This window comes from Nostoc sp. (genome assembly GCF_035638895.1).
Taxonomy (GTDB): Bacteria; Cyanobacteriota; Cyanobacteriia; order Cyanobacteriales; family Nostocaceae; genus Nostoc.
Genome location: NZ_DASQZC010000191.1, coordinates 1 through 10998 on the forward strand (window position 1 = coordinate 1; position 10998 = coordinate 10998).

Genomic DNA, 10998 nt, shown 5'->3' on the forward strand with positions numbered 1-10998 from the left:
TCAATTACCAATTAAGTCGTCGGAACCCCACCCCGCTTTTGTCTAGCGACAAAACCTCCCCTCCCCGTGAACGGGGAGGGGATTAAGGGGTGGGGTAAAACGCCTGTGGGATAAGCGTTTTTACTTAAGTTGACACCAATGAGCAATGCTAAACCCCTACACTGATTCACTATAGATGAGCCATCGCTCTCTCATTACTTTCGTCTTCACATAAAGCGATACAAAATCACTTTTATTCTGGAAAGTACTCATTATTGAAAATATCTTCAGGAAGAAAAGGGCATTTTTCTGGAAAAAGTTCAGGCTGTAAAGCTGTTTTTTGAATTGCTTGTCTTCTGGCTTTAATATAAACTGCATCTAAGCAGTTAAGAGAATAGTTATAAAGTGTTTTGGAACGAAAATAAAATTCTAGCTCATCACGGAAATTAGTTATTTCTATTTGCCAGCCTCGATGACAATCTTGTTTTTGAGTTTCCGAATAAAAATAAAGTAAAAGATGAATTAATAATTGTTTTAAATAACTTTCTACTTTTCGTCTTTGTTCAATTCCCAAAGCTTCAATTTCTTCTGCTAAATGTTGCCAATCGAGATTTTCAATATCTTTATTTTGTAATTGTTTAAGTGTTGTTTCTACCCACAAATAATAATCTTCCTCGTAAAGGGTAGGTTCAACAGATTTTAATATTTCTGTTGTCATAGTTAATCACTCGGAAAATTAATTATTAAATTATAACATAGGTCAGCGATCGCACTATCCCACACTCAAAATGCAGGGGTTTAGCAATGCACCAGTTTTAGAAGTGCGGCTCGAAAATAGCACGATTTGAGCGAGGTAGCGATTTCTTACCGGAAGTAGGATGCTACAAGAAGCAATTGATCTTATACTTAATCGATATTGTTGGGAGTATCTCTTTATGCTGATTTTTTCTAATTCTTAAACAAATGAGCAAATCGAGAATGATAACTAACAATTAGGTGTGAACTTTAATGGAATAAGTTCGTCGATGATTTTTGATAGCAAAGATAACAAATTTGAAGGAGTCGGATTCTGAAAGGCTTTGAATTCAAAGGTGTTGAAAAACTTATTGGGCCAATAGCCGCGCTTCTCGGCTTTGTGTATTTGTTGCAATGGTATATTGGAGACTTGCGATCGCCTTCTGATCCCATCTTTGCAGTTCAACAGCCGCCTTTGGTCATGAAAAAGGGCGACCCCTATATCCGCGCTTTAATGCGAACCATCTCGGCGAGTGAAGCGAGTGGTAATCGTCCTTATTCGCTGTTGTATGGTGGGCAGCAAGTCAACGACCTTAGCCGACATCCTGAGATATGCGTCACAATTGTTATAGGCCCCAACACAGGTAATTGTTCCACTGCTGCTGGCAGATATCAAATTATCAACATTACTTGGTATCGTTTAGCCCCCCGTTATCACCCAAAACCGATGCAGATGATGTTTTGGACTGCTTATAGTTTTGAAGCAGAATATCAAGATATAGTAGTTTACCGTTGGTTAAATGATTCTAAAGTTTGGGGAGTTGATATTTCTCAACTGTTGCGTCAGGGAAAGTTAAATGATGTTTTGCGGCGGCTTTCTCCCACCTGGACAAGTCTAGGATATGGTATAGAAACTAATTCTGTTAGTAGCTCTTTGCCTAAAGTTTATCAGAAAATGCTGCAAGAGGAATTGACCGCAGCTAATCAACCAACAGCCCCGAATTTAACACCATCGCCAACTCCTTCTAGCAAGGCAGTAAATAAGTTACCAAAGAAGCAGTGAGGTTATCCTAATTTTTAACTTGCTGTATAGAAAAACTCTTTGATATTTTCTACAAAAGCCGAGGTATTTTCAAAGTGAATATTATGTCCAGCATTAATAATTATTCTTAGTTGGCTAAATTTACATATTTGAGCCATTTCTGTATTAATAGATATAAATTTTTTATCATATTCACCCACTAGTAAAAGCAGAGGAATTTTATTCTCTTGTAGCTTTTCCCACAAAGAAGGTTGGCATCCAGTTCCCATGAAGCGCAATGATTTATCTAATTCGTATGGATTATTCTGCAACCGAATTTCTATCATGCGATCGTATTCTAGATGATTTTTTATATAACCAAAAACTGGTTGATTGTACCAATTTGAAAGAAAAGCAGCAAAATCAGTTTGAATAATACTTCTGCTTAATTTTCTAGCTATTTGAGTATCACGTCTAACTCGTTCTAATCGTTCTGCTTCTATTGCTAAACCGGGGGAAGATGATTCTAATACAACTTTAATAAAACGTTCTGGAAAATGTATAGTTAGATATAAAGCCAACCTTCCACCCATTGAATAACCAATTAAGTAGCATCTATTTATTTTTAATTCATCTAATAAATGGATTATTGCTTGAGCAATAGGTTGTATTTTATAGTATTCATCACTTCCTAGAACTTGGGTTTTACCATGTCCGGGTAAATCAAGGGTGAGATAAGAAAAGTCTTCAGTTAGTATTTTTATAGCTTCATCGAATTCATTAATGTTTCCCATGAAGCCATGTAATAAAATAATTAGAGGTTTGTTTCTATTGACATTTAAATAATAGTTAAACTTATATTTTTCTTTCTTCTTATTTTCCATACATTATGCTTAAACAATAACTAGGCATAGCTTGCCGACGTAAGCATTGCCTTTTCGATCCTTGGCAAGATAGGTAATGCCAAAACCTCCTCTTTCTAATACATATAAGACACTTGTGTTCATTTTGGCATAAATAACCCTTTGCCTGAGTCAATACACCAAATCTCGCATTTCTACAAAATGGCTTGTCGTGCTAGTTAATTTTTTATTTTTTTAATTATTAAGGTAAAAATCGATCTAAAGCAGCTTTTAACTGTTTAATTTCAACGTCAATATTACCCTCTTGTGCTGCTCTAGCAATACACTCAGTTAAATGTTCATCCAAAACAATTCGCGCTACCTTATCTAATGCGCCTCGCACTGCGGCAATTTGCAGTAGAACATCAGGGCAAGGGCTATTTTGCTGCACCATTGTTTTAATACCACGAACATGTCCTTCTATCCGCGATAATCGATTGGCAATTCTCCGTAATGACTCTTCGCTATGGACGTGAGGATGAGCTAACTCTCCAGCCTCATGAGTATGATCTGTATGCTCGTGGTCTGTATCGTGATGGTGGGAATGTTCTGCTTGTTGGGATATTGGCAAGGATTCCTTGCCTAATCGCTTTGATCCATTCATGGGTTATCAGAAGACTTGTAGTACTAAGATCCTAGCCTAGTGGTTGTAGGGAGTGGGGAATGGGGAATGGGGAATCGGTAAGAGAATTTGGAGACAAAAAAAAGATCACTCAAGTCACCTTGTCCCCCTACTCCCTACTCCCTACTCCCCACTCCCCTAACTCTACTGCTGACGATTAGCTCTTTCTTGGGGAATGATTTCTGTTACTACCCTACCGCTAGAAGTGCCGCCTTTAACAACAATATTTTCTGTTTGCAGATTACCAACGGCTGTTTCACCTGTAAAATTTAACCGTGGGTCAATTTGTCGATAAACTACATTTCCCTGGGCTTCAACTAACTTATTGTCTAAATACCAAGTTAATGTATTAGATTTCAAAGACTGGCGACGCTGACCAATGGCGTTGACGTTACCTGTTAAATAAACTATTTTTTGTGGTATTTTCATTTCACCTTGATTGGCAGTGACGGTAAGATTTTCGGCACGCTGGAACATCCGCACGGGGGAATTTGTCGTGACAGTTTCTGCGTTCATGTTCCAGGTCATAGAGTTAGTAGTTATTTGCACTGGTGGGTCTAGTAAATCTAATTGAGCATTCTGTTGAATAGTGGCAATTTTCGTTTTTAAGTTGACTTCGGCAGAATTTCCTTTGCCGCGATCGCTAATTTTATTATCTTTATAACGGTCAATTTGTAAAGGGCGATCGCCAATCAGTTTTTCTTGTTTAATATTCCAGATTAAATGCTCGGTTCTCACTTGTAACTGGGGATCTATGGAATTTGCTACTACCCTACCAGAAAATTCTATGCGCTGTTCGCGGGTTTTGACTCGCGCTTCCTGCGCCACAGCTTGTAGTTGTTTATGACTACCGTTAATCTGTTTGCGGACAATCAACAAATCTTCTTTGGGACGCCATTCTAATTCATTACCTTGCAATACAATTCCATTACTAGGATCTGTGGCAAATATCTTACCTTTGAGAAACAACTGCTTTCCATTTTGTTCAATATCTGCAACATCTGCCTTGATTTGGTAAACTACTTTGCCATCTTGATATAGTTCACCATAAGGACTTTCAGCTTGACCAATTTGTTTTTCTTTGGTGTACTTTGCTTGTTTAGCCCTGACTCTCCAAATCGGTCTTCCTACTTCATCTGCTTGTTCTAAAGTGACATCAAAGAAAGTCAAATTGCTATCTTTGTTAGATGAATCGGCAGTATTTTGTTGAGAAGCTGTGGGAGATTTACCCCCACAGCTTACTAAACCAAATATCAAGAGAAAAATTAAAGGGAAAAGAAGAAAGGGAGGAGTAGAGGAGAAATTTTTAATTTTTCTCTCGCCCTGTCTCCCCCTTTGATGAAATTGATACGCCATTATTCTTGGATTTCTAGATGTCCATCACTAGTTCTGGAGTCTTCCAAAAAACCGATCCCAGATAACGGGCGGTATGGATAGCTTTGGCGAGGGGTTTTTTGAATATCTTCTTTGATGGCTTCTAAATCAATGTAGCGATCGCTTACATTAATTAAGCTGTCGCTAGTCATCGAACGCAAGCTCACCACTTCCACCCGCACGCCGCGATAGCTGACTGAATTGACCGCATAAGCCAAATCCCCATCACCACTAACTAAAACTGCGGTATCATAAGAATCTACTAGGGCCATCATATCGACTGCTATTTCTACATCCAGGTTAGCTTTTTTAGAGCCATCTGGTAGCTGGACTAAATCCTTTGCAATGACTCGATAGCCATTGCGACGCATCCACAGCAGAAACCCCTGTTGCTTTTCGTTTGTCCGGTCTACACCAGTGTAGAAAAAAGACCTTAATAGTCTAGAACCTCCAGTTAATCGATACAACAGCTTCGTGTAATCGATTTCAATCCCTAGTTGCAGTGCAGCGTAAAATAGATTTGAGCCATCAATAAATATGGCCACTCTCCCTCGATTCTCCAAAACCTGTTCTGGCGTAAAGATTGAATCGGTTTCAAAATTATTCAACATCATTGTGATACCTCAATTATTATCCCTGCTATTTTTGATACAAATTACCAACTTCTAGATGCTAGTCACAGCGGCTTATGATAATGTTCCGGGACTAATTTGAATTCAGCCCCGATAAATTTTTTGAGAAAATAAGAAATTGAACAAAATCAGACTTTGATAAGGATTAATCGTTTTTCGGGGGTTCTATTCGCTTAAAAATCGGTTGAGCTGTACCCAACTGTTGTTTACTAGATAGTAGCCCCCATGTTGCATGGGTGGTAAAAGGAGCGGTGATTGAACTTTGTATTTGATCGTTAAAGTTTATTCCAAAGCCCAGCTGCCGATAAATATCGCTACTGATATTCGGAATGATTGGGGATAGCAGATAAGCTGCTAGTCTAACCGATTCTAAAACTGCGTACAGAACTTTTTCCACCGATTCCTGCTGTCCCTGTTTATATAATGACCAAGGAGCCTGGTCATCAATAAACTTATTACTGGCTTGCACCAGTGAAAGGATGGCTTCGCAGGCTTCACTGAAAGCTAGCTCTTGATATGCTTGTTTTACATTCTCCCCTAGACGTAAACCAATTGTTTTCAATGGATTTTCGTCAGAAATTCCTTCATTGCCGATTGATGGGACATTATTCTGGGCACAGTATTTCTTCACCATGTTCAAGGTGCGATTGAGCAAATTACCTAAATCATTTGCCAAATCTGCATTCAGAACATTAATGAACCTTACTTCATTAAAATCTCCATCCTTGCCAAATTCGATTTCCTTAAGGAAGTAATAACGAACGGCATCACTACCATAGCGCTGAACTAACGCTATAGGATCAAGGGTATTACCCAGACTTTTGCCCATCTTTTGACCATCTTTAGTCAAAAAGCCATGCCCAAAGACTCGATCTGGCAAGGGTAAGTCAGCCGACAACAGCATTGCTGGCCAGTAAACTGCATGGAAGCGCAGAATATCTTTACCAATTAGGTGCAAGTTAATCGGCCACCATGTTTCTAAGGCATTTGCTAAAGTCGGTTCTGCATCTGGTTCTAGTAATGCCGTTACATAACCTAACAGCGCGTCAAACCAGACATAAAGGGTGTGCTTGGGATCAACTGGTACAGGAAAACCCCAATCTAGATTTACCCGCGAAATGGAAAAGTCTTGCAGACCTTGATTTACAAAGTTGAGAACTTCATTGCGCCGACTTTCTGGTTGAATAAAATCCGGTCTAGATTGATAAAATTCTGTTAGCTTAGTTTGATATTTGGATAAGCGGAAAAAATAGTTTTGCTCGTCTCGCCACTCCACTTCTTTGTTAGTATGAATCGCGCAACGGTGTCCTTCTAGCAGATCCCGTTCTTCTTTGAATTCTTCGCAGGATACGCAGTACCAGCCTTTTTGTTGTCCCTGGTAAATATCCCCAGATTTCCAAACTCGTTCAAAGAATTCTTTGACGATCGCTTCATGGCGAGGTGCAGTAGTCCGACTAAAGCGATCGTATTGAATGTCGAGTAATTGCCACAAATTAACGAAGCTAGGGACAATTTCATCGCAAAACTCTTGTGGTGCTTTGCCTAAAGTTTCTGCCGATCGCTGAATTTTTTGCCCATGTTCATCTGTACCTGTAATTAATAATACCTGATGCCCCAATAGCCTGTGAAATCGCGCTAATACATCTGCTGCAATCGTCGTATATGCACTGCCTATATGGGGCACATCGTTTACATAATATAATGGTGTTGTTAATGCAAATGTCAATTCTTTTTTATTTACTAGATTCATACAAAATAAAAATTAACTTATAAAACGTTTTACTTTTATCGGAATAACCAAGTGATTATACAATATTATTTCTATTTTCTCCAATAATACCTTAATAGTAGCAAACTTTTCAGATCGAAAAATGTTTTGTAATATGCATCAATTCAACTCATTTTTGCCTACAACAGTGAATCATTCTCATAACTTTTTTGAATACTTTATATTAGAAAATATTGTGATCAAAAATACAGAATCCAGAATCCGGAAAATCTATCTGGTTTTGTGGATTAGATATTTCTATCTTAAGACGGTCATAGCAGTCGTAAAGAAATGTAAAAATTAAATTAAGATAGACTGCTATATTTACCGGAAAAATATATTGATTAGGTATGAGTCGAAATAGCCCCCTAGAGATTTCTCGCGCTTTGGTGGCGGCACTCTCAACCCAAATGTTTCGTTATTACGAGGATCGCATTCCTCAGGATGCCAGCGTTTTGGTAGTCAGCAATCACCGCAGCTTTATGGATGCACTAATTTTGATGACAGCGTTATCGAGTCCGATTCGCTTTGCTTGCCATCACTACATGGGACAAGTGCCAGTAATGCGGGAGATTGTCACCGGACAATTGGGGTGTTTTCCTTTGGAAGAAACTCAAAACCGTCAGCAAAGCTTTTTTTCGCAGTCGCAGGTGCTATTGCAGTCCAAGCAGATGGTGGGAGTATTTCCAGAAGGGACTGAACCAATGGTGAAATTTACTCAGCCAAACCATGTGGGTAACTTTCAAAGGGGATTTGCCCATTTGGCATTACGGGCTGATGTACAGGATTTAGCAATTTTGCCGATCGCGATCGCCTCCTTAGAAGAGGTAAACACTTCTGGCTTCCCTTTAAGGCTTTTGAGTCTATTTGACCCTTCAGAACCTTTATTTAACCAACCTGGTTGGCATCCATTGGTATTTTATCGTCGGGTTGCAGTGTTAATCGGTCGCCCTTATTGGATTACGCCCCAACATCAAAAAAAATATCACGGCAAGCAAGCCAGAACTGTTGTGGCTGAACTGACAGAACATTGTCATGGTGAAATTAGCGATTTACTGCGTCAAGGTTGCTATTAGAGCCATTCGATTTTAAATTTTGGATTTTAAATTTTGGATTGTCTGCACGACTTTCAATAGCTTGTTGTGAAACCTTTTTTATTTTTGCTCAAAAGTACCGAAGCTCGTAACAGCAACAATCAGCAATCCAAAAGTTTTATACCATTGACTAATGACCAATGACCAATGACCAATGACCAATGACTACAAGAGAAGTTGAGCTAAATCCTTGTTTCCTAACTCCTAAACGAGTCAAGCCAGAGTATCCCCTGTTGGTATATTTGCCAGGAATGGATGGAACTGGTCAACTATTGCGATCGCAAACGGCTGGATTAGAAGCTGGCTTTGATGTTCGTTGTTTGGCGATCCCACGCAAAGACCTTAACACTTGGGATGTGCTAGCTAAGAGTGTGTTGGACTTGATCCACGCCGAATTAGAAAAAAGCTCTCAGAGGGCAGTTTACCTGTGTGGTGAGTCCTTTGGTGGTTGCTTGGCAATGAAAGTAGCGATCCAAACGCCGCATTTATTTAAGCGAATTATCTTAATTAACCCAGCTTCGTCCTTTCATCTTCGTCCTTGGTTGAGTTGGGCATCTGAATTTACTTACTTGGTGCCATCAGAGTTGTATGATGTTGGTGCGTTGGGATTGTTGCCGTTTCTAGCATCTTTGCCACGCATTTCTCGGAGCGATCGCCATGAACTCCTGAAAACTATGCGTTCTGTGCCGCCAGAAACCGTTCTTTGGCGGTTGTCTTTACTGCGAAAATTTGATATTGATAACGAAAAGCTCGGTCGCTTAACTCAACCAGTTTTGCTGATTGCTGGTGGTAGCGATCGCCTTTTACCTTCTATAACGGAAGTAAAGCGGATAGGGAATATCTTACCAAATAACAAGATTGTGGTATTGCCCCATTGTGGACACGCTTGTTTGCTAGAAGAAGATATTAATCTCTATGAAATTCTTAAGGATAACGACTTTTTAGAAAGTAATGCTGATATGGTAGGGGGCTAGAGGTGAGAGGATAGGGTGAGGCGCAATCTATCAAATAGAAATTAATTAAACAAACTCAAAACCCACTATGATCACAACAATTGTCAAACTGCAAATTCCTTTTGAATCACTTCTAGATGCCATTGCCAACCTTCCTTTAGAAGAAAAAGATCAACTGTGGCAATTATTAAATGACGAAATTAATCAAAGCGAAGGAAATTTCCTTCCAGAAGACTCTTATGATTGGGGTTCCCAAGGACAGCCAAAAGGCAAGCCACTAGAGTATATCCCTGAAGTTGGGCTAAAAGTTGTTGGTGGCAAGAATACTCCAACCTGATTTGCTTGAATGTGGTGACGTAATTATAGTAAGTTTGCCTACTAGTACTCCTAGAGGACGTGAACAGCAAGGAACTCGATCTGCTGTAGTGGTCGGTATAACTTGGGGAGAAGTCCGCTATCCAATGCTAATGATTGCACCTTTAACTACCCAGAGTGGTTCTTGGGCGTTCAATAATCCCAGCTTATATCCGCGTTTGTTAGCTGGTGCTGGTGGTTTGTCTGTGTCTTCCATTGTCTTACTAGATCAAACGCGGGGATTAGATATAAATCGAGTTTTGGCGTATTTGGGAACACTCACCCCTGAGCAATATGTTCCTATTGTTGATGGATTAAGACAGTTATTCAGAAAAGAAAATAGTTAATCTGAAACTGATATTTACGTTTATAGAGGGATGTAGAGCCGCTCATATTTCGCTACAACCAAAAGAGAGGCTTTACAAGATGGTGTCAAGCAATGGCAGACAAATCACAAGAAATAAAGGTGAATAAATCAGTTAATTCACCCAGAGAAACTTCAGAAGTACAAATCCAGGCTCAATCATCAGTAGAAAATGAACCGTCTATAGTAGAGTTTTTTATTAAAACTGTTGCTGAGACTGGCAAAGCAGTTTTAGACACAGCAGTAGGCGTGGGAGAAGCGACAGCGAAAGAAACACACAAGTTTATTGAGCAAACAACTCAAACTAGCGGTCAAGTTGTGAATCGCCTGAACGAAAATTGGCTGATTAGAAAGCTCTCTGGAGTATTAAATTTAAATTGGCTAATTGGTACTACTGACGCTGTTGATTTGGAAAAAGCAGAAGTTGCGGTAAAGAAGCTCAAGCAACAGTATCCAAATGAATCAGCTAGCCAGATTGCTCACCGAATCATGGTAGAAAAAGCAACTCAAGCAGGCACAGTTGGACTAGCAACAAGTGTTTTACCAGGGATGGCAGTTGCATTGTTGGCAATTGATTTAACAGCCACAACCAAAATACAGTCAGAAATGCTTTATCAGATTGCATCTGTCTACGGGCTAGATTTAAAAGATCCTGCGCGTAAAGGTGAAATTTTGGCAATTTTTGGTCTGGGCTTGGGTGGAGGCCGTCTATTAAAAGCTGCGGGATTAGGCTTGCTGCGAAATATACCCTTGGCGGGTGCAGTAATAGGAGCTAGTTCAAATGCGACGATGATTTATTCATTGGGGTATGCTGCTTGTCGATTTTACGAAGCCAAGCTAGATGAATCAACTTCGCTTGCATCGCCACAGACACTAGCAACATTAAAAGCAGAGAGTGAAAAGTATTTAGAAACTGCGATCGCTCAACAAGCCATCATGGATCAAATTTTAGTTCACATGATCCTCGCCAGTCATCCAGAGAAGACTTGGGAAGAAATTTTGCCAGAGTTACAAGCTCTAAACCTCAGCTCTAACTCTTTGGATGCCATTGCCAAAAATATCAAATCACCCAAGCCTTTAGATGTACTGCTCAATCAGCTAAACCGTGATTTTGCTATACCTTTGCTGGCTCAGTGTTACAAAATTGCCCAGCTTGACAATAAGACTACACCAGTTGAGCAAGAAATAATAGAAGCGATC

At 39.6% G+C, this 10998-nt stretch carries 12 protein-coding genes; 6 read left to right on the forward strand and 6 right to left on the reverse strand.

All coding sequences use genetic code 11. The features are described from left to right. Nucleotides 1-232 precede the first annotated feature (232 nt). Nucleotides 233-697: a DUF29 domain-containing protein gene (locus tag VE944_RS09315; protein WP_324975580.1), complete on the reverse strand. Its 465-nt coding sequence runs from the start codon at nt 695-697 to the stop codon at nt 233-235. Between the two features lie 417 nt (nt 698-1114). On the opposite strand from VE944_RS09315, the gene VE944_RS09320 reads away from it, so the two are divergent. Beyond that, nucleotides 1115-1777 carry a glycoside hydrolase family 24 protein gene (locus tag VE944_RS09320; protein WP_324975583.1) on the forward strand — a complete coding sequence of 221 codons (663 nt, stop codon included), beginning with the start codon at nt 1115-1117 and terminating at the stop codon, nt 1775-1777. Nucleotides 1778-1791: 14 nt separating this feature from the next. Here VE944_RS09320 and menH read toward each other — a convergent pair whose 3' ends face one another. The 5 genes from menH to metG form a co-directional block, all read right to left on the reverse strand. Then, nucleotides 1792-2619, reverse strand: coding sequence for a 2-succinyl-6-hydroxy-2,4-cyclohexadiene-1-carboxylate synthase (gene menH, locus VE944_RS09325; RefSeq protein ID WP_324975586.1), 828 nt, complete (start codon nt 2617-2619; stop codon nt 1792-1794). Nucleotides 2620-2839: 220 nt separating this feature from the next. Then, nucleotides 2840-3241, reverse strand: a complete 402-nt coding sequence (locus VE944_RS09330; RefSeq protein WP_324975588.1) for a metal-sensing transcriptional repressor — start codon at nt 3239-3241, stop codon at nt 2840-2842. Nucleotides 3242-3403: 162 nt separating this feature from the next. Beyond that, nucleotides 3404-4615: an LPS export ABC transporter periplasmic protein LptC gene (gene lptC, locus VE944_RS09335; RefSeq protein WP_324975590.1), complete on the reverse strand. Its 1212-nt coding sequence runs from the start codon at nt 4613-4615 to the stop codon at nt 3404-3406. Further along, nucleotides 4615-5244: a LabA-like NYN domain-containing protein gene (locus VE944_RS09340; RefSeq protein WP_324975611.1), complete on the reverse strand. Its 630-nt coding sequence runs from the start codon at nt 5242-5244 to the stop codon at nt 4615-4617. Before VE944_RS09340 ends, lptC begins: the two co-directional genes overlap by 1 nt. A 166-nt stretch (nt 5245-5410) precedes the next feature. Next, nucleotides 5411-7015 (reverse strand): methionine--tRNA ligase, encoded by a 1605-nt coding sequence (metG, locus tag VE944_RS09345; RefSeq protein ID WP_324975593.1) that lies wholly within the window; start codon nt 7013-7015, stop codon nt 5411-5413. 368 nt (nt 7016-7383) lie between these two features. Here metG and VE944_RS09350 point away from each other — a divergent pair, with 368 nt between their 5' ends. The 5 genes from VE944_RS09350 to VE944_RS09370 all read left to right on the forward strand — a co-directional run. Continuing rightward, nucleotides 7384-8109 (forward strand): lysophospholipid acyltransferase family protein, encoded by a 726-nt coding sequence (locus tag VE944_RS09350; RefSeq protein WP_324975596.1) that lies wholly within the window; start codon nt 7384-7386, stop codon nt 8107-8109. Nucleotides 8110-8288: 179 nt separating this feature from the next. Continuing rightward, nucleotides 8289-9101, forward strand: coding sequence for an alpha/beta fold hydrolase (locus VE944_RS09355; protein ID WP_324975599.1), 813 nt, complete (start codon nt 8289-8291; stop codon nt 9099-9101). A gap of 67 nt (nt 9102-9168) precedes the next feature. Further along, the gene (locus tag VE944_RS09360; protein WP_324975602.1) at nt 9169-9417 is read left to right on the forward strand and encodes a hypothetical protein; all 249 of its coding nucleotides are present in this window, start codon (nt 9169-9171) and stop codon (nt 9415-9417) included. After that, on the forward strand, nt 9395-9781 hold the full coding sequence (locus VE944_RS09365; RefSeq protein ID WP_324975605.1) for a type II toxin-antitoxin system PemK/MazF family toxin: 387 nt from the start codon (nt 9395-9397) through the stop codon (nt 9779-9781). The genes VE944_RS09360 and VE944_RS09365 overlap by 23 nt, the downstream gene beginning before the upstream one ends. Before the next feature lie 92 nt (nt 9782-9873). Beyond that, a partial coding sequence (locus VE944_RS09370; RefSeq protein WP_324975608.1) for an EcsC family protein occupies nt 9874-10998 on the forward strand: 1125 nt, incomplete at its 3' end.